Source organism: Escherichia sp. 94.0001 (assembly GCF_013369155.2).
GTDB classification, from domain to species: Bacteria; Pseudomonadota; Gammaproteobacteria; order Enterobacterales; family Enterobacteriaceae; genus Escherichia; species Escherichia coli_F.
Genome location: NZ_JABWMS020000035.1, coordinates 21,353 through 46,734, shown reverse-complemented (window position 1 = coordinate 46,734; position 25,382 = coordinate 21,353). Strand labels below are relative to the sequence as shown.

At 51.4% G+C, this 25,382-nt stretch carries 25 protein-coding genes; 9 read left to right on the top strand and 16 right to left on the bottom strand.

The window, feature by feature from the left end; genetic code table 11:
• Positions 1–16: 16 nt before the first annotated feature.
• The 3 genes from yigG to yigI all read right to left on the bottom strand — a co-directional run bounded on the left by yigG (position 17) and on the right by yigI (position 1,901).
• Entirely contained in the window at positions 17–397 is a 381-nt protein-coding gene (gene yigG, locus HEN33_RS15975; protein ID WP_024256555.1) for a protein YigG, read from the bottom strand.
• 94 nt (positions 398–491) lie between these two features.
• On the bottom strand, positions 492–1,382 hold the full coding sequence (rarD, locus tag HEN33_RS15970) for an EamA family transporter RarD (protein WP_032185568.1): 891 nt from the start codon (positions 1,380–1,382) through the stop codon (positions 492–494).
• Between the two features lie 51 nt (positions 1,383–1,433).
• Positions 1,434–1,901 (bottom strand): acyl-CoA thioesterase YigI, encoded by a 468-nt coding sequence (gene yigI, locus HEN33_RS15965; protein ID WP_001277142.1) that lies wholly within the window; start codon positions 1,899–1,901, stop codon positions 1,434–1,436.
• Between the two features lie 164 nt (positions 1,902–2,065).
• On the opposite strand from yigI, the gene pldA reads away from it, so the two are divergent.
• From pldA to rhtC, 3 genes are all read left to right on the top strand, one after another.
• Positions 2,066–2,935, top strand: coding sequence for a phospholipase A (pldA, locus tag HEN33_RS15960; protein ID WP_001259701.1), 870 nt, complete (start codon positions 2,066–2,068; stop codon positions 2,933–2,935).
• A 131-nt stretch (positions 2,936–3,066) separates the two neighbouring features.
• Positions 3,067–4,896, top strand: a complete 1,830-nt coding sequence (gene recQ / locus HEN33_RS15955; RefSeq protein ID WP_000035580.1) for an ATP-dependent DNA helicase RecQ — start codon at positions 3,067–3,069, stop codon at positions 4,894–4,896.
• A gap of 63 nt (positions 4,897–4,959) precedes the next feature.
• On the top strand, positions 4,960–5,580 hold the full coding sequence (gene rhtC, locus HEN33_RS15950; RefSeq protein WP_176262861.1) for a threonine export protein RhtC: 621 nt from the start codon (positions 4,960–4,962) through the stop codon (positions 5,578–5,580).
• A gap of 61 nt (positions 5,581–5,641) precedes the next feature.
• On the opposite strand, the gene rhtB is transcribed toward rhtC, so the two are convergent.
• Entirely contained in the window at positions 5,642–6,262 is a 621-nt protein-coding gene (rhtB, locus tag HEN33_RS15945; RefSeq protein WP_176262862.1) for a homoserine/homoserine lactone efflux protein, read from the bottom strand.
• A gap of 110 nt (positions 6,263–6,372) precedes the next feature.
• Here rhtB and pldB point away from each other — a divergent pair, with 110 nt between their 5' ends.
• The 4 genes from pldB (at position 6,373) to bioP (ending at position 9,621) form a co-directional block, all read left to right on the top strand.
• The gene (pldB, locus tag HEN33_RS15940) at positions 6,373–7,395 is read left to right on the top strand and encodes a lysophospholipase L2 (protein WP_000487644.1); all 1,023 of its coding nucleotides are present in this window, start codon (positions 6,373–6,375) and stop codon (positions 7,393–7,395) included.
• A gap of 7 nt (positions 7,396–7,402) precedes the next feature.
• A complete protein-coding gene (gene yigL, locus HEN33_RS15935; protein WP_000285353.1) occupies positions 7,403–8,203 on the top strand; it encodes a sugar/pyridoxal phosphate phosphatase YigL in 801 nt (266 codons plus the stop codon).
• A 64-nt stretch (positions 8,204–8,267) separates the two neighbouring features.
• Positions 8,268–8,630, top strand: coding sequence for a hypothetical protein (locus HEN33_RS15930; protein ID WP_105271952.1), 363 nt, complete (start codon positions 8,268–8,270; stop codon positions 8,628–8,630).
• A gap of 91 nt (positions 8,631–8,721) precedes the next feature.
• Positions 8,722–9,621, top strand: a complete 900-nt coding sequence (gene bioP / locus HEN33_RS15925; protein WP_016233684.1) for a biotin transporter — start codon at positions 8,722–8,724, stop codon at positions 9,619–9,621.
• On the opposite strand, the gene metR is transcribed toward bioP, so the two are convergent.
• Positions 9,509–10,462: an HTH-type transcriptional regulator MetR gene (metR, locus tag HEN33_RS15920; protein ID WP_000573627.1), complete on the bottom strand. Its 954-nt coding sequence runs from the start codon at positions 10,460–10,462 to the stop codon at positions 9,509–9,511. The genes bioP and metR overlap by 113 nt on opposite strands.
• Before the next feature lie 235 nt (positions 10,463–10,697).
• Between metR and metE the strand changes: the two genes are divergently transcribed.
• Complete coding sequence (gene metE / locus HEN33_RS15915) at positions 10,698–12,959, top strand: 5-methyltetrahydropteroyltriglutamate--homocysteine S-methyltransferase (protein ID WP_176262863.1); 2,262 nt, start codon at positions 10,698–10,700, stop codon at positions 12,957–12,959.
• Between the two features lie 93 nt (positions 12,960–13,052).
• Here metE and HEN33_RS15910 read toward each other — a convergent pair whose 3' ends face one another.
• From HEN33_RS15910 to HEN33_RS15870, 9 genes are all read right to left on the bottom strand, one after another.
• Complete coding sequence (locus HEN33_RS15910) at positions 13,053–13,949, bottom strand: LysR substrate-binding domain-containing protein (RefSeq protein WP_105271949.1); 897 nt, start codon at positions 13,947–13,949, stop codon at positions 13,053–13,055.
• 76 nt (positions 13,950–14,025) lie between these two features.
• Positions 14,026–15,249, bottom strand: coding sequence for a cytosine permease (locus HEN33_RS15905; protein ID WP_046082704.1), 1,224 nt, complete (start codon positions 15,247–15,249; stop codon positions 14,026–14,028).
• A 25-nt stretch (positions 15,250–15,274) separates the two neighbouring features.
• Positions 15,275–15,664: an allophanate hydrolase-related protein gene (locus HEN33_RS15900; protein WP_000214035.1), complete on the bottom strand. Its 390-nt coding sequence runs from the start codon at positions 15,662–15,664 to the stop codon at positions 15,275–15,277.
• Positions 15,665–15,680: 16 nt separating this feature from the next.
• Positions 15,681–16,637, bottom strand: a complete 957-nt coding sequence (gene arcC, locus HEN33_RS15895; RefSeq protein WP_176262864.1) for a carbamate kinase — start codon at positions 16,635–16,637, stop codon at positions 15,681–15,683.
• Entirely contained in the window at positions 16,630–18,054 is a 1,425-nt protein-coding gene (locus HEN33_RS15890; protein WP_105271947.1) for a YlbE family protein, read from the bottom strand. The genes arcC and HEN33_RS15890 overlap by 8 nt, the downstream gene beginning before the upstream one ends.
• Positions 18,051–19,610, bottom strand: a complete 1,560-nt coding sequence (gene fdrA, locus HEN33_RS15885) for an acyl-CoA synthetase FdrA (RefSeq protein ID WP_105288326.1) — start codon at positions 19,608–19,610, stop codon at positions 18,051–18,053. The genes HEN33_RS15890 and fdrA overlap by 4 nt, the downstream gene beginning before the upstream one ends.
• A 94-nt stretch (positions 19,611–19,704) precedes the next feature.
• On the bottom strand, positions 19,705–20,565 hold the full coding sequence (locus HEN33_RS15880; protein ID WP_046082708.1) for a DUF2877 domain-containing protein: 861 nt from the start codon (positions 20,563–20,565) through the stop codon (positions 19,705–19,707).
• A 5-nt stretch (positions 20,566–20,570) separates the two neighbouring features.
• Entirely contained in the window at positions 20,571–21,239 is a 669-nt protein-coding gene (locus tag HEN33_RS15875; RefSeq protein ID WP_046082265.1) for a cysteine hydrolase family protein, read from the bottom strand.
• A 256-nt stretch (positions 21,240–21,495) separates the two neighbouring features.
• Entirely contained in the window at positions 21,496–22,305 is an 810-nt protein-coding gene (locus HEN33_RS15870) for a dienelactone hydrolase family protein (RefSeq protein ID WP_176262865.1), read from the bottom strand.
• A gap of 261 nt (positions 22,306–22,566) precedes the next feature.
• On the opposite strand from HEN33_RS15870, the gene udp reads away from it, so the two are divergent.
• A complete protein-coding gene (gene udp, locus HEN33_RS15865) occupies positions 22,567–23,331 on the top strand; it encodes a uridine phosphorylase (protein ID WP_000045178.1) in 765 nt (254 codons plus the stop codon).
• Between the two features lie 34 nt (positions 23,332–23,365).
• Here the strand turns inward: udp and HEN33_RS15860 are convergent, their stop codons facing one another.
• On the bottom strand, positions 23,366–24,856 hold the full coding sequence (locus HEN33_RS15860) for a tripartite tricarboxylate transporter permease (protein WP_176262866.1): 1,491 nt from the start codon (positions 24,854–24,856) through the stop codon (positions 23,366–23,368).
• Between the two features lie 12 nt (positions 24,857–24,868).
• The gene (locus HEN33_RS15855; protein ID WP_105278843.1) at positions 24,869–25,375 is read right to left on the bottom strand and encodes a tripartite tricarboxylate transporter TctB family protein; all 507 of its coding nucleotides are present in this window, start codon (positions 25,373–25,375) and stop codon (positions 24,869–24,871) included.
• Between the last annotated feature and the right edge of the window lie 7 nt (positions 25,376–25,382).

Genomic DNA, 25,382 nt, shown 5'->3' with positions numbered 1-25,382 from the left:
CATAAATACTCCATAACTATTGTTTTGATGAATCAGTAGGTGCAAGCATTAGCATACTGAAAGTAGAAAAATAACAAATCAAAAAAATCATCGAACCATTGCCTGAACAATCAAAATGTTCGGCTATCATTGTGATGATAGAGATGATATATACTGCTAATGTACCAAAAACATAAGTTTTTATATATATGAAACCACTATCACGGAGTCGTTGGCAATTCATGTTGATGACGAGGTAATGGAGTACGATAGTAGAGACTATAACAAGAAAGTCTGCTTCACCATCGTTAAAAAAGATAATAAGAAAGGCAAAAATGAAATTTGTTAAAATAAATGAAAATATATAACGGCGTCTGGAAATCTTACCGCTAGATGTTGGGATAAACATACGCAACATAAATTTTACGTCCTTGTGTGAGTCTCCTGTCAGCATGACAATATGCCCACTCTCATGCAAGAGCAGGCATATTTTTTCAGAATATATTTATTTTTTATTTGGACGTTCTACGCTGCGTATAAATCGCATCCATCACAAAAATTGCCAGCGCTACCCAAATAAAGGCGAAAGTCACCATCTTATCGGCTCCCGGTTTTTCACCATAAAACGTCACTGCCAACAGGAACATTAGCGTCGGCCCAATGTACTGGAAAAAGCCTAATGTTGAGAGTCGTAAGCGTGTAGCTGCTGCGGTAAAACATAACAGTGGCACGGTGGTGACAATACCGGCGGCGATCAGCAGTAAATTCAGCGACATCGGGTTTTGCCCCATATGGCTGGTTGAGCTGTCGGCAATAGCAAACAGGTAAATCGCCGCCACGGGCAGCAGCCACATGGTTTCGATTAACATGCCGGTTTGCGCTTCAACGGCAATTTTCTTGCGTACCAGGCCGTAGAAGGCAAAACTAAACGCCAGCCCCAGCGCGATGATTGGCAGCGAACCAAAAGTCCAGAGCTGGACCAATACACCACATATCGCCAGAATCACCGCCAGCCATTGCATCCGGCGGAATCGCTCGCCGAGGAAAATCATCCCCAGCACAATGTTCACCAGCGGGTTAATAAAGTAACCAAGGCTCGCTTCCAGCATATGGTGATTGTTCACCGCCCAGATAAACAGTAGCCAGTTGCCACCAATCAGCACGGCAGAGACGGCCAGCATGAAGATTTTCTTTGGTGTCTGAATCAGCGTTTTTAAATAGGACCACTGGCGGCAAATGCTCATCAGCACCACCATAAAGAAAAACGACCAGATCACGCGATGCGTCAGGATCTCATCGGCGGGCACGTAGTAAATCAGCTTGAAGTACGCTGGCGCAATACCCCAAATAAAATAAGCGGCAAGAGCGAGTAATACGCCCTGCCGCGTTTGTTTTGCATCCATCGGGAATACTCATTTTTAATTGGTAACAGCAGTTTACCTGCTTTTACGTTATCAACCTACCATATAGGTGGCGGTGGCACTGGCTATATAAAGCTGTTCTTCATTGTGTAATTCAACGCGGGCGACGGCGACTTTATTGCCCGCACGCAACAGACTACTGGTAGCAGTAAAACGCTCACCCCTGCCTGGGCGCAGATAATCGACGCGAAGATCAATGGTCCCCATCCGCGATAGCCGCTGGCGCAGTTCATCTTCACTGATGGTTTCGTGGCGGGTTAAGGTACTTCCCACGCACACCAGACCGGCTGCGACATCCAGCGCCGACGCAATGACCCCGCCGTGCAAAATGCTTTGCGCCCAGTTACCCACCATCATTGGCTGATTTTTAAAGGCCAGCTGTGCGAACTCTTTTTCGTAACGCTCCAGTTCCATCCCCAATGCGCGGTTAAATGGCATGTGATAAACAAACATCTCACCCACTAATTTCAGGGCTTGTTCAGCGGTCAGTACGGCAGACATATCATCCTTACACTTCATTGGTTAATGAAATGTTGATTTTATGCTTCTTTTTTGTTGGTTTCTACTTTAGGAAGGGATAACTAACGGCAAAGGAGTTAAGTATGTAAAATAGCCCGCAGAAAAATATTCATCTAATCAATAATTCGTTACGGAGAACACGACCGATGCGGACTCTGCAGGGCTGGTTGTTGCCGGTGTTTATGTTGCCAATGGCAGTGTATGCGCAAGAGGCAACGGTAAAAGAGGTGCATGACGCGCCTGCGGTGCGTGGCAGTATTATTGCGAATATGCTGCAGGAGCATGACAATCCTTTCACGCTCTATCCTTATGACACCAACTACCTCATCTACACCCAAACCAGCGATCTGAATAAAGAAGCGATTGCCAGTTATGACTGGGCGGAAAATGCGCGTAAGGATGAAGTGAAATTCCAGTTGAGCCTGGCATTTCCGCTGTGGCGCGGAATATTGGGGCCAAATTCGGTGTTGGGAGCTTCTTACACGCAAAAATCCTGGTGGCAACTGTCCAATAGCGAAGAGTCTTCACCGTTTCGTGAAACCAACTACGAACCGCAATTGTTCCTTGGTTTTGCCACAGATTACCGCTTTGCTGGCTGGACGCTGCGCGATGTGGAGATGGGTTATAACCACGACTCTAACGGGCGTTCAGACCCGACTTCCCGCAGCTGGAACCGCCTTTATACCCGTCTGATGGCAGAAAACGGTAACTGGCTGGTAGAGGTGAAGCCGTGGTATGTGGTGGGGAATACTGACGATAACCCAGATATCACCAAATATATGGGTTACTACCAGCTTAAAATCGGCTATCACCTGGGTGATGCGGTGCTGAGTGCGAAAGGACAGTACAACTGGAACACCGGTTACGGTGGTGCGGAGTTAGGCTTAAGTTACCCGATCACCAGGCATGTGCGCCTTTATACCCAGGTTTACAGCGGTTATGGCGAATCGCTCATCGACTATAACTTTAACCAGACCCGTGTGGGTGTGGGGGTTATGCTGAACGACTTGTTCTAACATGAGTTGATTGAAAGGCAAAACTGGAATCCAGCATCCAGGATTACCCTCTCAGAGACTAAAAGCATTGCAGTTTCTCGCGCAGGCGCTGAAAATAGCGCCTGTTTTTATTTCAGGCAATCGGGGTTAATGTGGCGCAGGCGGAAGTGTTGAATCTGGAGTCCGGAGCTAAACAGGTTTTACAAGAAACCTTTGGCTACCAACAGTTTCGCCCCGGCCAGGAAGAGATTATCGACACCGTACTTTCCGGTCGCGATTGCCTGGTCGTCATGCCCACTGGTGGCGGAAAATCCCTTTGCTATCAAATTCCTGCCTTACTGCTAAACGGTCTTACCGTAGTTGTTTCACCACTGATTTCGTTGATGAAAGATCAGGTGGATCAGCTACAGGCCAACGGCGTGGCGGCGGCGTGCCTTAACTCGACGCAAACCCGCGAGCAGCAGCTTGAAGTAATGACAGGCTGCCGCACCGGGCAAATCCGCCTGCTGTATATCGCGCCGGAACGCCTGATGCTGGATAACTTTCTTGAGCATCTGGCGCACTGGAATCCGGTGTTATTAGCCGTTGATGAAGCGCACTGTATCTCCCAATGGGGGCACGATTTCCGCCCGGAATACGCCGCGCTCGGTCAGCTGCGTCAGCGTTTTCCTACTCTGCCGTTTATGGCGCTAACCGCCACCGCCGACGACACCACGCGGCAGGATATCGTGCGCCTGCTGGGGCTGAACGATCCGCTGATTCAAATCAGCAGTTTTGATCGCCCGAACATTCGTTACATGCTGATGGAGAAATTCAAACCGCTCGATCAGTTGATGCGCTACGTGCAGGAACAACGCGGTAAGTCGGGGATTATTTACTGTAATAGTCGTGCGAAAGTAGAAGACACCGCCGCGCGTCTGCAAAGCAAGGGTATCAGCGCAGCGGCTTATCACGCCGGGCTTGAAAACGATGTCCGTGCGGACGTGCAGGAAAAATTCCAGCGCGACGACCTGCAAATTGTGGTGGCGACGGTAGCGTTCGGCATGGGCATCAACAAGCCTAACGTCCGCTTCGTGGTTCACTTTGATATTCCACGCAATATCGAATCCTATTATCAGGAAACCGGTCGCGCCGGGCGTGATGGCCTGCCCGCGGAAGCGATGCTGTTTTACGATCCGGCCGATATGGCGTGGCTGCGCCGTTGCCTGGAAGAAAAACCGCAGGGGCAGTTGCAGGATATCGAACGTCATAAACTCAATGCGATGGGCGCGTTTGCTGAGGCGCAAACCTGTCGTCGTCTGGTGCTGCTGAATTACTTTGGCGAAGGGCGGCAGGAGCCGTGCGGGAACTGCGATATCTGCCTCGATCCGCCAAAACAGTACGATGGTTCAACCGATGCGCAGATTGCGCTTTCCACCATTGGTCGTGTGAATCAGCGTTTTGGTATGGGCTATGTAGTGGAAGTGATTCGCGGCGCCAATAACCAGCGAATCCGCGACTATGGTCATGACAAACTGAAAGTCTACGGCATGGGTCGCGATAAAAGCCATGAACATTGGGTCAGCGTGATCCGCCAGCTGATTCACCTCGGCCTGGTGACGCAAAATATTGCGCAGCATTCTGCCCTACAACTGACAGAGGCCGCGCGCCCGGTGTTGCGCGGCGAATCCTCTTTACAACTTGCCGTGCCGCGTATTGTGGCGCTCAAACCGAAAGCGATGCAGAAATCGTTCGGTGGCAATTACGATCGCAAACTGTTCGCCAAATTACGCAAACTGCGTAAATCCATTGCTGATGAAAGTAATGTCCCGCCGTATGTGGTGTTTAACGACGCGACCTTGATTGAGATGGCGGAACAGATGCCAATCACCGCCAGCGAAATGCTCAGCGTTAACGGCGTTGGGATGCGCAAACTGGAGCGCTTTGGCAAACCGTTTATGGCACTTATCCGTGCGCATGTCGATGGCGACGACGAAGAGTAGTCAGCGGCATAAAAAAGTGCCAGGATGAAGACTCCGTAAACGATTTCCCCGCGAGTCAATTGTATGTTGATGTTATTCCTCACCGTCGCCATGGTTCATATCGTGGCGCTTATGAGCCCCGGTCCCGATTTCTTTTTTGTCTCCCAGACTGCCGTTAGCCGTTCGCGCAAAGAAGCGATGATGGGCGTGCTGGGCATTACCTGCGGCGTAATGGTCTGGGCAGGGATCGCGTTGCTTGGCCTGCATTTGATTATCGAAAAAATGGCCTGGCTGCATACGCTGATTATGGTGGGCGGTGGCCTGTATCTCTGCTGGATGGGTTATCAGATGCTGCGTAGCGTACTGAAAAAAGAGGTCGTTTCTGCGCCTGCGCCACAGGTAGAACTGGCAAAAAGCGGGCGCAGTTTCCTGAAAGGCTTACTGACCAATCTCGCCAATCCGAAAGCGATTATCTACTTTGGTTCGGTATTCTCGCTGTTTGTCGGCGATAACGTCGGCACCACTGAGCGCTGGGGCATTTTCGCGTTGATTATTATCGAAACACTGGCGTGGTTTACCGTCGTTGCCAGCCTGTTTGCCCTGCCGCAAATGCGCCGTGGTTATCAACGTCTGGCGAAGTGGATTGATGGTTTTGCCGGGGCGTTATTTGCCGGATTTGGTATTCATTTGATTATTTCGCGTTGATGCCAGACGCGTCATCAGAGTAAGTCGGATAAGGCGTTTACGCCGCATCCGACATTATTTTTCACGCATGTCTCGCCGATGCTAACAGCGCTCCCACCAGCATAAACAACGAGCCGAAAATCTTATTCAGCGCCTTCATCTGCTTTGGTCCTTTAATCCATAGAGCAATCCGTTGAGCAAGTGTGGCGTAACCGATCATCACAATAATATCGACCACAATAGTGGTGACGCCGAGCACGATATACTGCATCAGTTGCGGCTGCTGCGGCATGATGAATTGCGGAAAGAGCGCCGCCAGAAACACAATACTTTTGGGATTGGTGAGATTCACAAACACTGCGCGTTGGAACAAATGTCGGCGCGATTGGGTTGAGGCCACCGATTTAAGATCAATTGCGCCAGCGGCGCGCCACTGCTGTATTCCCAGCCATATCAGGTAAGCTGCACCTGCCCACTTCAACACTTCAAACGCAATCACTGAGCGGGAAAATAGCGTTCCTAAACCCACGCCAACCAGCACAATATGTATTGCCAGCCCCGTCTGCAAACCGACAATAGACGCCATCGCACCACGATAACCGTGATTGAGCGAGGTGGTCATGGTGTTGATTGCACCAGAGCCTGGCGACAGGCTTAAAATGATTGATGTTAGCAGGTAGGCAAACCACCATTCTAAGGTCATGATGAACTCCCGGTGTGTCTATTTTTGTGCCACAATACGCTACTGTCGCAGCGTTGTGTCAGACACGCTTAAAAAAACGATTTTACGTGGTTTAAGAGGCAGATTACCCGATGTTTCAGCAGCAAAAAGACTGGGAAACAAGAGAAAACGCGTTTGCTGCTTTTACCATGGGACCGCTGACTGATTTCTGGCGTCAGCGTGATGAAGCAGAGTTTACTGGTGTAGATGACATTCCGGTGCGCTTTGTCCGTTTTCGCGCACAGCACCATGACCGGGTGATAGTCATCTGCCCGGGGCGTATTGAGAGCTACGTAAAATATGCGGAACTGGCCTACGACCTGTTCCATTTGGGGTTTGATGTCTTAATCATCGACCATCGCGGGCAGGGACGTTCCGGTCGCCTGTTAGCCGATCCGCATCTTGGGCATGTTAATCGCTTTAATGATTATGTCGATGACCTGGCGGCATTCTGGCAACAGGAGGTCCAGCCCGGTCCGTGGCGTAAGCGCTATATACTGGCACATTCGATGGGCGGTGCGATCTCCACGTTATTTCTGCAACGCCATCCAGGTGTATGTGACGCCATTGCGCTAACTGCACCAATGTTTGGGATTGTGATTCGTATGCCGTCATTTATGGCGCGGCAGATCCTTAACTGGGCCGAAGCACATCCACGTTTCCGTGATGGCTATGCAATAGGCACCGGGCGCTGGCGCGCGTTGCCGTTTGCTATCAACGTACTGACCCACAGCAGACAGCGATATCGACGTAACTTACGCTTCTATGCTGATGACCCAACGATTCGCGTCGGTGGGCCGACCTACCATTGGGTACGCGAAAGTATTCTGGCTGGCGAACAGGTGTTAGCCGGAGCGGGTGATGACGCCACGCCAACGCTTCTCTTACAGGCTGAAGAGGAACGCGTGGTGGATAACCGCATGCACGACCGTTTTTGTGAACTCCGCACCGCTGCGGGCCATCCTGTCGAAGGGGGACGACCGCTGGTAATTAAAGGTGCGTACCATGAGATCCTTTTTGAAAAGGACGCAATGCGCTCAGTCGCGCTCCACGCCATTGTTGATTTTTTCAACAGGCATAACTCACCCAGCGGAAACCGCTCTACAGAGGTTTAAATTTCTTATGTACCAGGTTGTTGCGTCTGATTTAGATGGCACGTTACTTTCTCCCGACCATACGTTATCCCCTTACGCCAAAGAAACTCTGAAGCTGCTCACCGCGCGCGGCATCAACTTTGTGTTTGCGACCGGTCGTCACCACGTTGATGTGGGGCAAATTCGCGATAATCTGGAGATTAAGTCTTACATGATTACCTCCAATGGCGCGCGCGTTCACGATCTGGATGGCAATCTGATTTTTGCTCATAACCTGGATCGCGACATTGCCAGCGACCTGTTTGGCGTGGTCAACGACAACCCGGACATCATTACTAACGTTTATCGCGACGACGAATGGTTTATGAATCGCCACCGCCCGGAAGAGATGCGCTTTTTTAAAGAGGCGGTGTTCAAATATGCGCTGTATGAGCCAGGATTACTGGAGCCGGAAGGCGTCAGCAAAGTGTTCTTCACCTGTGATTCTCATGAACAACTGCTGCCGCTGGAGCAGGCAATCAACGCTCGTTGGGGCGATCGCGTCAACGTCAGCTTCTCTACCCTAACTTGTCTGGAAGTGATGGCGGGCGGCGTTTCAAAAGGCCATGCCCTGGAAGCGGTGGCGAAGAAACTGGGCTACAGTCTGAAAGATTGTATTGCCTTTGGTGACGGGATGAACGACGCCGAAATGCTGTCGATGGCAGGTAAAGGCTGCATTATGGGCAGTGCGCACCAGCGTCTGAAAGATCTGCATCCGGAGCTGGAAGTGATTGGTACTAACGCCGAAGATGCGGTGCCGCATTATCTGCGTAAGCTCTATCTCAGTTAATGCCAGCCTCTCCCGCATTACGTTGATTGCGGGAGAGCACTTAAAAACCAGGCAGGGAATACGCATGACAAAAGCGACGAAGCAAAGCTGGAATAACCTCAAAGCATTTACCGTTGACTGGCAGAGGGTTGAGCTTAATTTGACGTTAGATGAAGCGCAAATGCGTAATCTGGAAATGGGGTTTATTCCTCCAGCGATGGAATACAAATGGTTTATCTATTTTGAGAATAACGTTTTGCATTTGTATCGTAGCTGGACGGGCTATAAAGTCGCTGAAGTGGTTTTTGAAAAAAGAGAACAAGACTGGCACGCGCCTTTTATGAAACTGGCTCTCGACCCCGAGTACTGCAATCTGAGCGTGGAGAGCGCGCGTGAATCCATTATTAATCAACTACTTTTCGTTGCAGCGGGTAACGTTGGACGATGAGTAAAAACGCACACACTTGAGCAAATATTAAACAGTTGTCAACCTGATACTTCGCTACAATGGATACTCGTTAATCAAAGAGTTTTCCATTGTGGCGCTACTTATCATCACCACGATTCTGTGGGCCTTCTCCTTTAGCTTTTATGGCGAGTACCTTGCGGGGCACGTCGACAGCTATTTTGCGGTGCTGGTGCGCGTTGGCCTGGCGGCACTCGTTTTTCTGCCGTTTCTGCGTACCCGTGGCAATAGCCTGAAAACGGTCGGCCTGTATATGCTGGTGGGCGCGATGCAGCTCGGCGTGATGTATATGCTGAGTTTCCGCGCCTATCTCTACCTGACGGTCTCCGAATTGTTGCTGTTCACCGTACTGACGCCGCTCTACATCACGCTGATTTATGACATCATGAGTCAGCGCCGTCTGCGCTGGGGTTATGCTTTTAGCGCCTTGTTGGCGGTGATTGGTGCCGGGATTATTCGCTATGATCAGGTCACCGACCACTTCTGGACTGGCCTGCTGCTGGTGCAACTCTCCAATATCACTTTTGCCATCGGCATGGTGGGTTACAAACGCCTGATGGAAACTCGTCCGATGCCACAGCATAACGCCTTTGCGTGGTTCTATCTTGGCGCGTTTCTGGTGGCAGTGATTGCATGGTTTTTGCTGGGAAATGCGCAGAAAATGCCGCAAACCACGCTGCAATGGGGCATTCTGGTGTTTCTTGGCGTGGTGGCCTCCGGAATTGGCTACTTTATGTGGAACTACGGCGCGACGCAGGTGGACGCCGGAACGCTGGGCATTATGAATAATATGCACGTTCCGGCAGGGCTGCTGGTTAACCTGGCTATCTGGCACCAACAGCCGCACTGGCCAACGTTTATTACAGGCGCGCTGGTGATCCTGGCCTCACTGTGGGTGCATCGTAAGTGGGTCGCTCCGCGCTCTTCACAAACGGCAGATGATCGCAGGCGTGATTGCGCGCTGAACGAATAAACGCTTCTGTAATCGGCTGACGCTGCTCGCCATCGCGCACGGCGGCGTACAGTCGGCTCCACAAGCCTTCGCCCAGGGTTTTGGTGACCACCAGACCCTGGCGTTCAAAACTCTCCACCACCCAGTGCGGTAGCGCAGCGATGCCCATCCGTGCGGCAACCATCTGAATCAACAACAAGGTGTTATCGACGCTTTTCAGTGACGGGCTAACGCCTGCGGGCTGAAGAAAATGCCGCCAGACATCCAGTCGGCTACGCTGCACCGGATAAATTAACAGCGTCTCGCTGGCGAGATCTTCCGGCGTGATTCGCGTTTTTGTCGCCAGTGGATGGTCAGGTGCCAACACCAGACGCACTTCATAATCGAACATCGGCGAATAATGCAGGCCACTGCGCGGCAGAATATCGGAGGTCATCACCAGATCCAGCTCACCCTGCTGCAACGCGGGCTGCGGGTCAAACGTCACGCCCGATTTAAAATCCATCTCCACCTGCGGCCAGTTCTTATGGAAATTTTCTAACGCGGGCGTCAGCCACTGAATACAGCTATGGCACTCAATGGCAATGCGCAGGCGCGTCTGCTGCGGTTCATTGCAGGCTTGCAGTGCCTGGCTGATTTGCGGCAGCACCTGATTCGCCAGTTGCAACAGGATTTCTCCCTGCGGTGTAAACCGAAGCGGCTGGCTTTTACGCACAAATAGCCGGAAGCCAAGGCGTTGTTCCAGATCGCTAAACTGGTGAGACAGGGCGGATTGCGTTTGATGCAACGTCGCCGCAGCGGCTGCGAGTGAGCCGCAGTTCCGCAACGCTTGTAGCGTTTTCAGGTGTTTTACTTCGATCATGAAAGTCCTTCACTTCGGCATGAATAATTTGCGCTTGAGGAATATACAGTAACCGCCAATTATGGATGTGTAAACATCTGGACGGCTAAAATCCTTCGTCTTTTAAATTTATGGTGCGTTGGCTGCGTTTCTTCACCCCGGTCACTTACTTCAGTAAGCTCCCGGGGATGAATAAACTTGCCGCCTTCCCTAAATTCAAAATCCATAGGATTTACATATAATTAGAGGAAGAAAAATGACAATATTTAATCACACCCTCGGTTTCCCTCGCGTTGGCCTGCGTCGCGAGCTGAAAAAAGCGCAAGAGAGTTATTGGGCCGGGAACACCACGCGTGAAGAACTGCTGGCAGTAGGGCGTGAACTGCGTGCTCGTCACTGGGATCAACAAAAGCAAGCGGGTATCGACCTGCTGCCGGTGGGCGATTTTGCCTGGTACGATCATGTACTGACCACCAGTCTGCTGCTGGGTAACGTTCCGGCGCGTCACCAGAACAAAGATGGTTCGGTAGATATCGACACTCTGTTCCGTATTGGTCGTGGACGTGCACCGACTGGCGAACCTGCGGCGGCAGCGGAAATGACCAAATGGTTTAACACCAACTATCACTACATGGTGCCGGAGTTCGTTAAAGGCCAACAGTTCAAACTGACCTGGACGCAGCTGCTGGAGGAAGTGGACGAGGCGCTGGCGCTGGGCCACAAGGTCAAGCCCGTGCTGCTGGGACCGGTTACCTACCTGTGGCTGGGTAAAGTGAAAGGTGAACAGTTTGATCGCCTGAGCCTGCTAAACGACATTCTGCCGGTTTATCAGCAAGTGTTGGCAGAACTGGCAAAACGCGGCATTGAGTGGGTACAGATCGACGAACCCGCGCTGGTGCTGGAACTGCCGCAGGCGTGGCTGGACGCCTATAAACCCGCTTACGACGCGCTCCAGGGCCAGGTGAAACTGCTGCTGACCACCTATTTTGAAGGCGTAACGCCAAACCTCCACACCATTACTGCGCTGCCTGTTCAGGGTCTGCATGTCGATCTCGTACATGGTAAAGATGACGTTGCTGAACTGCACAAGCGTCTGCCTTCTGACTGGCTGCTGTCTGCGGGTCTTATCAATGGTCGTAACGTCTGGCGCGCCGATCTTACCGAGAAATATGCGCAAATTAAGGACATTGTCGGCAAACGTGATTTGTGGGTGGCATCTTCCTGCTCATTGCTGCACAGCCCTATCGACCTGAGTGTTGAAACGCGTCTTGATGCAGAAGTGAAAAGCTGGTTTGCCTTCGCTCTGCAAAAATGCCATGAACTGGCATTGCTGCGCGATGCGCTGAACAGTGGTGATACGGCAGCGCTGGCAGAGTGGAGCGCTCCGATTCAGGCGCGTCGCCACTCTACTCGTGTACATAATCCGGCGGTAGAAAAGCGTCTGGCGGCGATCACAGCCCAGGACAGCCAGCGTGCGAACGTTTATGAAGTGCGTGCTGAAGCCCAGCGTGCGCGTTTTAAACTGCCAGCCTGGCCGACCACCACGATTGGCTCTTTCCCGCAAACCACAGAAATCCGTACCCTGCGTCTGGATTTCAAAAAGGGTAATCTCGACGCCAACAACTATCGTACGGGCATTGCAGAACATATCAAGCAGGCCATTGTTGAGCAGGAACGTCTGGGTCTGGATGTGCTGGTGCATGGTGAGGCCGAGCGTAATGACATGGTGGAATACTTTGGCGAGCACCTCGACGGGTTTGTCTTTACGCAAAACGGTTGGGTACAGAGCTATGGTTCCCGTTGCGTGAAGCCACCGATTGTTATTGGTGACGTTAGCCGCCCGGCACCGATTACCGTGGAGTGGGCGAAGTATGCGCAATCTCTGACTGATAAACCGGTGAAAGGGATGCTGACTGGCCCGGTGACCATTCTCTGCTGGTCGTTCCCGCGTGAAGATGTCAGCCGTGAAACCATCGCCAAACAAATTGCGCTGGCGCTTCGTGATGAAGTGGCCGATCTGGAAGCCGCTGGAATTGGCATCATCCAGATTGATGAACCGGCGCTACGCGAAGGTTTACCGCTGCGTCGCAGCGACTGGGATGCCTATCTCCAGTGGGGCGTGGAGGCTTTCCGTATCAACGCTGCCGTAGCGAAAGATGACACGCAAATCCACACTCACATGTGTTACTGCGAGTTCAACGACATCATGGATTCGATTGCGGCGCTGGACGCAGACGTCATCACAATCGAAACCTCGCGTTCCGACATGGAGTTGCTGGAGTCGTTTGAAGAGTTTGATTATCCAAATGAAATCGGTCCTGGCGTCTATGACATTCACTCGCCAAACGTACCGAGCGTGGAATGGATTGAAGCCCTGCTGAAGAAAGCGGCAAAACGCATTCCGGCAGAGCGTCTGTGGGTCAACCCGGACTGTGGTCTGAAAACGCGCGGCTGGCCAGAAACCCGCGCGGCACTGGCGAACATGGTGCAGGCGGCGCAGAATTTGCGTCGGGGGTGATGAGTATTAACGAGTCATTGTAAATTGCAGCACAATAATGGCTTCCAACACCGGAAGCCATTTTGCTATGTATGCCAGGTATGATGTGGATCTTCAGGAACAGAAAATTAATTGCGGATTTCTTAAATATTCTATGCACCACTGACAGGCTTTGCCCATACCATCGGAACGAGCGGCAAGAAATAACTTGGTGGCGTGTTTATGTTCGCGCATTGGCTTTTTAAGCAATTTACCGCTGTTCAATAACGGTAATGCCAGATGATGTGGAATATAACCAATACCGACGTTTTGTTCTATTAAGGCGATTGCCGTAGCGAAGTCAGGAACAAAAATCGGTTTTTGTCCTTCCAACAGCCAGGCTTGCATCGGGGGGAAGTTAACGGAGGTATCGCGGATACAAACCGCTGGATAATGACGCAATTCACTGTTTTCTAATGGATGCCGCTTCGCTGCCAGTGGGTGGAGTGGGCTGACGACAAAATCCCATTCCATTTGTCCGACCGGTTCGCTAATGATGCCTTCACTGCTTGGTACTGCATGAGGAGCACCGTAGACCAGATCAGCACGCTTACTGTACAGCGCATCCCAGCAGCCGTTGTATACCTCAAGATCTACCGTCAGTGTTGTTGATGTGAATTGCCGTTCAAAATCTCGAATAAATGCCACCAGCAAATCACCAGGAATAATATTGTTCACCGCAATTGTCAGTTCACGTTCAATACCATCGTGAATCAGCACTGTGTTGCGCTTTAATGCTTCCAGGTCGCCCAGAATAGTTTTGCTATGTTCGATGAAGTAACTCCCCGCCGGAGATAATTCAATATAGCGTCCCTTACGAATGAACAGTTCAACGCCCAGGCTCTCTTCCACTTTCTTGATGGTGTAACTGATGGCGGAAGGGACTTTATTTAACTGTTCGGCTGCGGTGGTAATGCTCTGGTGTCTGGCGACCAGATGAATAACACGAAGCGTTTCGTCTGAGATGAACATAGGCTCCCTGGTCAGTGGTAAAGTGGCTGAATCTCTCCAGATTCAGCCGTAATCATTGCCTGAGTATACCCAGGAATTAGCGGCGTTGACTTGCCCGACTGAGAATCGCATACGCGATACATGCCACCAGAATCGAGTCTACCGAAGGGATTGTCGTCAGGGTGAATAAGCCTTTTACGGTCATAAAGCCAACCGCTGCACCTATGATCCATGCTGCGAATGTCAGCACTTTAATCTGTGACTCCTGGGCTAACACTGACTCTTGATAGCCATTACGGCGATAAAGGAAAAAGTCAGCGATATAAATTCCGGCAACGGGTGGCGTGGCGATACCCAGGAACAGCAGAAACGGAATAAACCACGCCATAATATCCAGACTGCCTACGATGGCGGAAAGGATACCCAGCGCCACGGTAATCTGCCATTTGGGAAAGCGGGTAAGCAGTGTGGAAACCACCAGCGTGCCCTGGAACATATTGCCCGCGTTACCGGTGACGCAGGCGAAAATCAACAACAGCGCCGCGGGCAGAACCGCACCGAATACCGCCATCGCACCCAGTAAAGATCCCTGACCACTAATGGCGCTCGGCGTTGCTCCCGCCCAGTAGAGCAGAGGGTAGGCAACCAGAAACGTCACGCCTGCGGCAATCAGCGCATGTTTGCGGTTATGCACAAAACTACCGAAATCAGGCAGTGTGGCAACCAGCACAATAATGGTGCCAACAACGGTGGAAACGGCGACACCCGTATTCATCTCCACAATCACCGCTGGTGCTGCCACTTCGGTATGGGTTGCCACATAGAGGATGTAACACAGCACCAGCGCGATAACCGGCACGGCAACCTGGGCAATTTTTCCCAGAACGGCAAAACCAAATGCTGTAGAGGCGACAAAAATGACACAGCCAGCAGCCACTAACAGTGCTAGTGGAACTTCCAGTCCATGTTGAGCCAGTAAGTCATGTACCGAATGACCAAACATATTGGCGGTAACGGCAATCCAGCCGAACAGACTTATCGCCATCAAAATGTTAATGGCGATGGCCCCTTTTTCGCCAAACGAATATTTCACAATGCCATACGTTGGCAGGCGGGCTTTTTCTCCCACGCTAATGGTGATGGCTGAAAGTAAGGTCAGAATGACGCCGCCTAACAATACGACGCTAATTAAACTGCCGCTGGAAAGTTGATTGCCGAGGCTTGAGGATGACAACAGCACAGGTGTGACGGCAATACCCAGTAAAATCATGGCAATACGCAATCCTGATGCTGTATTCAGATTCTCTTCTTTTTTACGCATAGTATGTTCCCTTTAAAAATGCGCGTTACACAGTATGAAAATGCCCGGTGTATTTGCGCCAGCTACCCAGTTCTGTAATTTCCCGTTGGCCTTCGGTCAGCCAGTTTTCTGCCAGTACGCCCAGCACTTCGCTACCATCGGCAAGTTTGATTTTGCCAATTGCCAGCCCAGCGGGTTCGCTCATTAACAGAGCGGCAAAACTGGCCAGTGGTAATTGCCAAATTTCTACGTCGACGTGTGTTCCACCTTCATTCACGCGAATCATTCCCGGATGACGATCGTTAATACTCCACAACCTGTAATGGGCGTCAGTTCGGTCTTCACGGACAAAAATGCCGCCCGCTTTTTGCATATTTGGGTTGAGTTCTAGGCCACGCATCAGCGTTCCGTTAACGGCTAAAAGTGTTGTAGTCATTGAGTTCTCCAGAGAATTAAAGGGTTATCCATGTGCCGCTCTGATGCGAAAGGGCTGCTTTTATGGTTTGCGGTGAAGTAATCAGGCCGCTGGCCTGTTTGCCTTGTTGTTGGCTGGCATTGATGAAATCAACAATGGCTTCCACTTTGGGCTGCATACTGCCGACACCAAACTGACCTTCCCGTAACAGCGTTTGCGCTTCGGCAACGCTGATAGCGTCGAGCCACTGTTGTTGTGTTGTACCAAAGTTAATCGCCACTTTTTCTACACCGGTGGGGATCACCAGCAGATCTGCGCCTAACTGACTGGCGAGCAGCGCGGAGGCCAGATCTTTATCGATCACGGCTTCCACACCTTTCAGTTGTTGTCCGTCTCGCACCACCGGAATACCGCCACCGCCGCAGGCAATAACCAGATATCCCTGGCGCACCAGGTGAGCGATGGTGTCGTGCTCAATAATTTCCAGTGGCGTAGGAGAGGGAACTGTACGCCGCCAACCACGCCCGGCGTCCTCCATCAGCGTCCAGCCGAGTTGCTGTTGGCGTTGTAGGGCCGTTGCTTCATCGAGAAACGCGCCAATCGGTTTACTGGGGCTGGTGAAAGCATCGTCATGTGGGCTGACTCGCGTTTGTGTCACCAGCGCAATTACCGGTTTGTTTATGCCACGGCGAGCCAATTCGTTATGCAGCGCTTTCTGGAACATGTAGCCAATTGCACCTTGTGTATCACCCACGGCGTAATCAAGTGGAACCGGAGAAACTTCGTTACTGGCGAGTTCAGAGCGGCGCAGAATAAAGCCCACCTGCGGGCCATTACCGTGGGTAAGCACCAGGTCCCATCCGGCTTCAACCATATCAACGATATGCTGCACGCTTTCCATCACTGCAACATATTGATCGGGAATACTATTGCGTTGCTCGTCCTGAATGAGCGCATTGCCGCCAACTGCGACAACAGCCAGTGGCTTAACCATGATGGTTCTCCTTTGCGACGATCTCAGCCAGTGCACGTACAGCGGCGACAAAACAGGCCATCGGCGCAGTGGTGATCCCGGCACCAATTTGCCCGACCCCTGCTTGTTTGTGGGCGATACCCGTATTGATGACCGGTAAGATGCCGCGATCGGTCACTTTACGCGCATCAATCCCTGCTGCGGTTGGGGAAAAATTGAGGGCCGGAAGTGTAAATGCGGGGTTACCGCCGAGGGTGATTGCTTGCATCCGACGGCTGTTATTGGTGGCATCAGCAGGGGTGCCTCCCACAAATTTGACGATCGCTGGAGATGACGCCATCGCGAAGCCACCCACACCTGCGGTTTCGGTAATTGCGCTATCACCCAGGTCAGCAGCGGCATCGTCGACGCCAAATCCGGGGAAGAACAGACCTTCAACTGCATTGGCAGGAGCCTGGAACCAGCGATCGCCAGTACCGGAAAGCCGAATACCAAAATTCACCCCGTTACGCGCCATCACCGTAACCATTGAACTGAACGGTACATTGGCGGCGGCATCCATCATCGCTTTACAGGCAGCCATCGACAGATTGAGGAAGAAGTGATCGTTACTGGTGATAAATGCCACGACGCGCTGGATATGTTCCTGTGGAAGAGAGCAGGCCAGCAATGCCGGGAGCAGGCGCTTAATCAGCAAACCGGTAGCGGCAGCATTGCGGTTATGAACTTCATCCCCCATATGCAGCGCCTGCGCCATTAATGGCTTGAGTTCCAGCTCGCCGTGTTGTGCGATTGCTGCTTTCATTGCCGGTGCCAGTTCATCGCGCATCCAGGCCAGACGATTGAGAACTTCATCGTTATTGGCACCAAAACGGAGAACCTTACCCAGACCTTCATTGAAATTGCTAAAAGTACGGTGGCCGTTGGTTTTGTTTTCTACCACCCATAACGGCATCGACGGGCTGATGATGCCTGCCATTGGTCCAACCGCGTGATAATGATGACAAGGGGCAAGGTCGATTTCGCCTGTGTTTATCTGGTTTTCAGCGTCTTGCTGGCTGGTGGCCCAACCTTCGTACAGCATGGCACCAATAATCGCCCCTTTTACCGGACCACACATCTCTTCCCAGGCAATCGGCGGGCCAGAGTGCAAAATACGTTTTTGTTCAGCCATTGCTGGAATGGCCTCTTTAGCGAGCATGACATCCACCAGCACGGGTTGTGCTTCGAGATAACGTGTCATGGCGATTTGATTGGCATTTTCTACTAGTGGATGACGTAGCAACGATGCCAGATCCAATCCAGCGTCAATATCGCCTTGTGCTGGTGGCTGCCAGTTGAGTGCAATTGCGCTTCCCCCGGCATGTTGAATATTGTCAGCAAAACTGTGTAGTCCCGCGTTCACGACCTTCAAAGGCTGATTAAATAAGGTATTCATGCGTTTAGCCCCTTTTTCTGCAACTGAGTCTGCGCAACGGCGCTGGCCCATAGCGCCGCCTGTGCATTGCTGCTGGCAATGATGATGCCCGCATTTTGTAGTGCGCTTATCTGCTGACTGCGTATTTGCGGATCAGCTTCCGTTCCGCAAACGTGCGCAATCAGCAACGGTGCGTTATTCATGTCGATGTGTGAAAGTTGGTCCAGTAATTCGCTGGCAGGCGTAGCGGAAGCGCCATAACCAAGTACCAGGTCGAATAACACGACGGCAGTGTGTGAGTCGTTGAGTTCGTTGAGCAGACGTTGATTGCGCAGAGTCGGGTCGATCATTGGATGCGGTTTGCCACGGGTGAAATCATCGTCGCCCATATCGATCAGCGTGTGACCTTTGCTTTGCCAGATATTTGCCAGAGTACGATTACCCGCAACTGGCGTATTGGAGGCGGCGCTGAATCCCTTTTGCTGGCAGATAAGTTGCGCTTCGTAACAGAAGGTTCCTCCGGCGAAAACACCGCGTATCGCCTGGCGATGGGCTGGCAGACGCTGGCAGGCGTTTTGTAACATTGTGAGATCGTCGCAGGAAATCTCGGTCTCGACAGTCGGAAGTGGCTGATCATTCAGTACTGCCACGGCGATATTTGCGGCGCTGGCAAGTGTGGCGGCAGCGGTGATATTGGGACGTGCCAGATCATGCGGATTCGCACCGAGGAAATTCACCACCACGGGTTTTCCACAAGCCTCGGCGCGCTCCAGAATAGCCCGGGCAACGATCGGTGAAGGCGGTTTTGAAATAAGCACAATCACGCGAGTTTCATCGTCTTGCGCCAGCGCATCTAAAGCGAAGAGCATCGATATTCCACCAATCTCTTCACTGAGATCATGCCCGCCTGTTCCCAACGCCTGAGAAATACCCGCTCCGAGCTGGTCGATTCGGCAAGTCACTTCCTGTAGCCCGGTGCCTGACGCGCCAATAACACCAATTGCTCCGCGTTTCACCACATTAGCGAAGCCTAACGGAATGCCGTTAACAATGGCGGTTCCACAATCAGGTCCCATTACGATGCGCTGACGTTCTCGGGCAAGTGTTTTGATGGATTTTTCCTGCCCGATACTGACGTTATCGCTGAACATCATCACGTTCATTCCGAGGTTTAACGCTTTAATTGCTTCGGCGGCGGCGTAGTCTCCCGGTACAGAAATGAGTGCCAGGTTGGCTTCGGTGTCGGCTTCCAGTGCCATTTCCAGGCTGACATTTTCCGGTGTTTTAATGCCACTATCCGTTTCATCATCGGGTTTGCTGGTCAGACGTTGCTGGGCCAGTATCAGTGCTTCATTGCAAATATCTTCTTCACCCATGACTGCAATCACTAAATCATTGGGACTGGCGTTGATTTCGTTACCCAGACCCGCATCGCGCAATTGTTCGAGATTATTGGGTGTTCCCATGACGACCGAGGCCTGTTGAATACCGGGCAACTTACTGATTTGCGCGGAAATCTGCATCAGAGAAACCGAGTCCTGATAAAGATTGCTGAAAACTTTATATTTAACTTTCATGCTGTTACGCCTGTTTTATTCCGCCCGATAGCAAAATTCGGGCAAAGCATCCCCGTGTAGCGCCATAAATGGGCTACGGGAGAAAAGGTTGAAATCAATTCATGGTGTTCAGGGTTCGAAAGCCATGCAGCATTCCTGCAAGGCAATCTACTCCTGACGTTGCGCCAAATTGCATGACCTGTTCTGCACAGGATGCGATTGTCATTTCCGATGCGCCCCCAACCAGTTGTGCGAGTAACTGGCAAATCGGTTCTGAAAAATGCCCCTGAAGCGCACGCTCCAGATAATGACGACTGATATCCGTGGTGTTGTGCGCATGTTGATCAATTGCCTGCTGCAACCGGTATTGATGATCGGCAAGTGTTGCAGGGAGTTGCCATAACCAGAGCGCTGCCAGATAGCCCAACAAATAGTCATCTCCATCGGGCGTTAAGCCTTTACCAAAGCCGATCAGTTGTGGCACCTGGCGTTCCAGTGCATCTGGATGTTCCATAATCGCTAATCCCTGGTGCGTGAGACTATCCGGCAGGTGCAATGTGCTTTGAACGTTATGCTCCAGACAAAATAAAAGCCGTTGCGATGCCATCGTTGGGTAGTGCTGGAAAACCAAAGGGAATGCCTCAAGTGTCAGCATTCCCCCCACAAATGGCGGTTGCCAAAGTGTTGTGTTATGAAGCACCACGCAAAAGCGAGGTGTTTGTAACAAGCCTGGGGTTAACTGAATGGGATCTGAATGGGCAATCTCTCTTCGCCAGTCCCAATTCTCAGGCAGGTTGACTCTGGCGGCATCAGGGAGATTCAGATACGTTTGCGCACACAACAGAGTGATGAATGTTCCCGCTTCTGAATACAGATTTACCGCATGTTTAAAAGCACTATGCAGACGTAAATCTTGCGTTTCATTTTGCGGGAAAAGATATCCCAACGATGATGCGCAAAGCGTCACCTGTACCATCGGCGTTAGCCTTCCAGACCTGCAATAATGGCTTTGGAATCACTCACCCAACCGAAAATGGCACCTTGTGCTTTGATCATCTCGAGGGCATATTTCTGGAATTCCGGGAAATATGAGCCGACACAATCTTCCGGGATAATGCATTCATAGCCACGGTCATTTGCTTCGCGCACGGTGGTGGTTACGCAAACTTCGGTTGTTACACCACAAACTATCAGCGTCTTGATACCGTGGTTTTGCAAAATCAGATGTAAGTCGGTTTGATAAAAAGCGCCTTTACCGGGCTTATCAATCACCGGTTCGCCTGTCACTGGGTACAGTTCAGGAATGATGTCATGACCCGCTTCACCTCTGACCAGAATGCGTCCCATCGGTCCTGGTTCACCAATAAAGGTTTTTCCGCCGCGCGTCAGTTTGGCTGGCGGGCAGTCGCTTAAGTCTGCACGATGGCCTTCACGAGTATGAATAACCATAATTCCTTTTTGACGTGCGGCTGCCAGCACCTCTGTACATGGTGCGATAGCCGTGCGTACCAGTGAAACATCATTGCCCAGTGCCTCACCGAAGCCCCCTGCTTCGACAAAGTCACGCTGCATGTCGATCATGACCAGTGCAGTTGTGCGCGGATCAAAAGGTAATTCAAAGGGTTGAGCCTGAAAAATGGATTGCGTCATGGTAAATCTCCTGTCTGATGTTTAAACGATCCAGTTGTTCTGAGAGCGAGTATTCAGGAGAAAAGCGGCATAAAACAGGAAAAAAGTTTGCCGCACAGCAACGAAATTTTTGCATTCAACAGGTGGTGTGATGACGAATGTGAAGGGAGTCAAAGAGTGGCATACAGCAACAAATTTTTTGATGCTGTATGGTTTTGAGATTAAAAAAATCGTTGAAATTGTGTGAGCTTAATCATCAGATTTAGCGGCTATGGCGTTACTTTTTAACACTATACTGCTTAAACCACTCCAGCATTCGCTGCCAGCCATCTTTCGCCGACTCAGCATGATAGCTCGGGCGATAATCGGCGTTGAATGCATGCCCGGCATCCGGGTAGACGATAATCTCTGCTTTCGCATTAGCAGCCCGCAGCGCCTGGCGCATGGTTTCAACGCTCTCCTGCGGAATGCTGTTATCCTGGCCGCCATATAAGCCGAGAACCGGAGCGTTAAGATCGGTTGCGATATCAACAGGCTGTTTCGGTGAATTTAGCGTCTTATCGCCCGTCAGCTTGCCGTACCATGCCACCGCCGCTTTCAGTTGCGGGTTATGCGCAGCATACAGCCAGGTGATGCGCCCACCCCAGCAAAATCCGGTGATCATTAAACGATGGACATCACCGCCGTTGCGTGACGCCCAACTGGCGACATGATCGAGATCGGCCAGCACTTGCGAGTCAGGCACCTTTGCTACCAGACCGCTAAGCAGCGTAGGGATATCGGCAAAATCATTCGGATCGCCTTCGCGGAAGTAAAGTTCAGGTGCGATAGCCAGATACCCCTCCAGCGCCAGACGGCGACAAATATCGCGGATATGTTCATGCACGCCAAAAATTTCCTGCACTACAATGACCACTGGTAGTAGGCCATCGCTCTGCTTTGGTCTGGCATGGTAAGCAGGCATGTTATCCCCTTGTGAAGGGATAGAGGTGAAGCCCGCCACAATCGCGTCGTCCGGGGTCTGAACGATGGTCGAAGCGAGAGGCGATGCAGCAGGTGCAAATCCAGATTGTTGTGTTGTTGCCATGGTATTCTCCGTACCCTTATAAAAATGTTGCGCAATGTTAACTATAGTCAGCATGCAACAAATCACATTGCCTGAATCGGCTCATCTTTTATGCAGTCATGCAGAATGAAGAGTGATTTATGTGATTCGCATCACTTTTGCTGGGTAAATTTATGCAACGCATTTGCATCAAGGTGATGAGTGTCACGAAAAAATGTTAAACCCTTCGGTAAAGTGACTTTTTGCTTCTTCTGACTAAACCGATTCACAGAGGAGTTGTATATGTCCAAGTCTGATGTTTTTCATCTCGGCCTCACTAAAAACGATTTACAAGGGGCTACGCTTGCCATCGTCCCTGGCGACCCGGATCGTGTGGAAAAGATCGCCGCGCTGATGGATAAGCCGGTTAAGCTGGCATCTCACCGCGAATTCACCACCTGGCGTGCAGAGCTGGATGGTAAACCTGTTATCGTCTGCTCTACCGGTATCGGCGGCCCGTCTACCTCTATTGCAGTTGAAGAGCTGGCACAGCTGGGCATTCGCACCTTCCTGCGTATCGGTACAACGGGCGCTATCCAGCCGCATATTAATGTGGGTGATGTCCTGGTTACCACGGCGTCTGTTCGTCTGGATGGCGCGAGCCTGCACTTCGCTCCGCTGGAGTTCCCGGCTGTCGCAGATTTCGAATGTACGACCGCGCTGGTTGAAGCGGCGAAGTCAATTGGTGCAACCACTCACGTTGGCGTGACGGCTTCTTCTGACACCTTCTACCCAGGCCAGGAACGCTACGACACTTACTCTGGTCGTGTTGTGCGCCACTTTAAAGGTTCGATGGAAGAGTGGCAGGCGATGGGCGTAATGAACTATGAAATGGAATCTGCAACCCTGCTGACCATGTGTGCAAGCCAGGGCCTGCGTGCGGGTATGGTGGCGGGCGTTATCGTCAATCGTACCCAGCAAGAGATCCCGAATGCTGAGACGATGAAACAAACCGAAAGCCATGCGGTGAAAATCGTTGTGGAAGCGGCGCGTCGTCTGCTGAAATAAAAAAACGCTCCCCAACGTCGGGGAGCGATATCAATTACTGACGCCGTAAGCGCATAATTTTGCGTATTATTGGCGTCAGTAGCGTAAAGGCTGCCAGTGTCAGCAATGCCAGGGTTATCGGTCGGGTATACAGGAAGTCGAGTGACCCCCCTGAAAGCGACAGCGCACGGCGAAAATTACTTTCCGCCATTGGCCCCATAATCAATGCCAGCACTACGGGTGATGCCGGATATCCCCCTTTTTGCATGAAATAGCCCACCACGCCTGCAATCAGCATAATGCCAACATCAAACAGGCTATTGTTCAACGCATAAGTCCCGACCACACAAAGTGCGAGGATCATCGGTGTGAGAATATTGCCGGGAATTTTCACCACGTTACCGATGACTTTCAAAGAGAGCAGTCCAAGAACTAGCAGCATGAAGTAACAGAAGATCATGCCGACAAATAACGTATAAACCATATCGCCGTGGTCGGTAAACATCAGTGGGCCTGGCTGCATCCCTTGTAACGTTAACGCGCCCAGCATGATGGCAGTTACCGCATCGCCTGGAATCCCCAGCGTCAGCATAGGTAACAACGCGCCACCTGTGCAGCCATTTGCGCCTGCTTCACAGGAGGCCACCGCCTTAATCTCACCCTTACCAAAGTTTTCTGGTGTCTTACTGAAACGACGAGTTTCGTTATAGGCAACAAAAGCCGCAATATCCGCCCCCGCACCGGGGATCATGCCGATAAAAACCCCTAATCCTGATGAGCGCAAAATGGTTAATGTGATGCGGCGTAGTGTTTGCCAGGGCAGTAACAGACTGCCAATAGCCACTTTCGCGCTCTGACGAATATGCTGATTTTGTTCCATAGAACGGAACGCTTCTGAAGCAGCAAACAGGCCAATCATCACCGGGATAAATGGCACATTCATCAGTTCCACAAACCCGCCCGTAAAGCGTGGAAAACCGCCCATCGGATCGAGGCCTATCGTTGCGATCAGTAATCCGCCAACCCCGGCAATCAGCCCCTTAGTCAGTGACTCACCGGAAATACTGGCAATAATACTTAGCCCGAAGGTTGCCAGGGCGAAGGACTCCGAGGCACTAAATTTCAGCGCCCAACTGGCAAGTACCGGAGAGAGAAACATCAATACGATAATGCTGAGCGTTCCACCGCTAAAAGAAGAGAACGTGGCGGCACTTAACGCCAGCCCGGCTTTTCCCTGCTTCGTCAGCTCATATCCGTCAATGGCGGTGGCAGCGGCGGCAGGCGTACCGGGAATTTTGAGCAAAATTGCGGTGATAGAACCACCATACACACCACCAAAAAAGACACCGCAAATCATCAACAAGCCAGAAACAGGCTCCATGCCGTAGGTGAAAGGCAGCAAAATCGCCACACCCATAGTCGCTGTCAGACCAGGCAGAGCGCCAATTACAATACCCAGCATCACTCCAAACGTGGCAAACAGCAGCGCCTGAGGATTATTGAGTAATGTCGAAAACCCCTGAGTTAAAAGTTCACTTTCAAACATTGCAGGCCCCTGTTATTCGAAAAATGTGCCGACAGGCAATGGCACCTGTAACGCTTCGACAAACAGCAACCAGAGGATTGCCGTTAACAGCAGCGCAATACCCGGTGTGAGTACCCATCGCCTGTAGCCCATCAACGTCATAATGACGATGAGGAAAACAGGAGTAGTAATGAGATAACCGCAGTAGCTCATCGCCACAATATAAAACGCGGTTGCCGCAATTCCTGTTGCCGTTTTCCTGAATGCCGGTTTTTCCTGTGCGTTGGCGCAAGGGACTGGTTTTGCCAGCAAAAGATCGCGTATCACCAGTAAGACAGCGAGCACAATCAGAGCGCAGGCATAGAAAGTAGGGAAGGCACTTGCACCGGGATCCGTTTCAATGGCAGTTGCTGGAAAATCAGCGGCATTAATTATCACCGCGCCAGCAACCACACAAAGTAACAGCGCCACCACCACAGTGGATGAAAGGCGCTTGCGGTGCGGTACGGCGAGTTGAGCAACAGACTGTTTTGTGTTCATCGACCGT

Coding starts and splice junctions, on each gene's coding strand:
- yigG (WP_024256555.1), bottom strand. CDS start 397: ATGTTGCGTATGTTTATCCCAACATCTAGCGGTAAGATTTCCAGACGC.
- rarD (WP_032185568.1), bottom strand. CDS start 1,382: ATGGATGCAAAACAAACGCGGCAGGGCGTATTACTCGCTCTTGCCGCT.
- yigI (WP_001277142.1), bottom strand. CDS start 1,901: ATGTCTGCCGTACTGACCGCTGAACAAGCCCTGAAATTAGTGGGTGAG.
- pldA (WP_001259701.1), top strand. CDS start 2,066: ATGCGGACTCTGCAGGGCTGGTTGTTGCCGGTGTTTATGTTGCCAATG.
- rhtC (WP_176262861.1), top strand. CDS start 4,960: ATGTTGATGTTATTCCTCACCGTCGCCATGGTTCATATCGTGGCGCTT.
- rhtB (WP_176262862.1), bottom strand. CDS start 6,262: ATGACCTTAGAATGGTGGTTTGCCTACCTGCTAACATCAATCATTTTA.
- pldB (WP_000487644.1), top strand. CDS start 6,373: ATGTTTCAGCAGCAAAAAGACTGGGAAACAAGAGAAAACGCGTTTGCT.
- yigL (WP_000285353.1), top strand. CDS start 7,403: ATGTACCAGGTTGTTGCGTCTGATTTAGATGGCACGTTACTTTCTCCC.
- HEN33_RS15930 (WP_105271952.1), top strand. CDS start 8,268: ATGACAAAAGCGACGAAGCAAAGCTGGAATAACCTCAAAGCATTTACC.
- metR (WP_000573627.1), bottom strand. CDS start 10,462: ATGATCGAAGTAAAACACCTGAAAACGCTACAAGCGTTGCGGAACTGC.
- metE (WP_176262863.1), top strand. CDS start 10,698: ATGACAATATTTAATCACACCCTCGGTTTCCCTCGCGTTGGCCTGCGT.
- HEN33_RS15910 (WP_105271949.1), bottom strand. CDS start 13,949: ATGTTCATCTCAGACGAAACGCTTCGTGTTATTCATCTGGTCGCCAGA.
- HEN33_RS15905 (WP_046082704.1), bottom strand. CDS start 15,249: ATGCGTAAAAAAGAAGAGAATCTGAATACAGCATCAGGATTGCGTATT.
- HEN33_RS15900 (WP_000214035.1), bottom strand. CDS start 15,664: ATGACTACAACACTTTTAGCCGTTAACGGAACGCTGATGCGTGGCCTA.
- arcC (WP_176262864.1), bottom strand. CDS start 16,637: ATGGTTAAGCCACTGGCTGTTGTCGCAGTTGGCGGCAATGCGCTCATT.
- HEN33_RS15890 (WP_105271947.1), bottom strand. CDS start 18,054: ATGAATACCTTATTTAATCAGCCTTTGAAGGTCGTGAACGCGGGACTA.
- fdrA (WP_105288326.1), bottom strand. CDS start 19,610: ATGAAAGTTAAATATAAAGTTTTCAGCAATCTTTATCAGGACTCGGTT.
- HEN33_RS15880 (WP_046082708.1), bottom strand. CDS start 20,565: ATGGTACAGGTGACGCTTTGCGCATCATCGTTGGGATATCTTTTCCCG.
- HEN33_RS15875 (WP_046082265.1), bottom strand. CDS start 21,239: ATGACGCAATCCATTTTTCAGGCTCAACCCTTTGAATTACCTTTTGAT.
- HEN33_RS15870 (WP_176262865.1), bottom strand. CDS start 22,305: ATGGCAACAACACAACAATCTGGATTTGCACCTGCTGCATCGCCTCTC.
- udp (WP_000045178.1), top strand. CDS start 22,567: ATGTCCAAGTCTGATGTTTTTCATCTCGGCCTCACTAAAAACGATTTA.
- HEN33_RS15860 (WP_176262866.1), bottom strand. CDS start 24,856: ATGTTTGAAAGTGAACTTTTAACTCAGGGGTTTTCGACATTACTCAAT.
- HEN33_RS15855 (WP_105278843.1), bottom strand. CDS start 25,375: ATGAACACAAAACAGTCTGTTGCTCAACTCGCCGTACCGCACCGCAAG.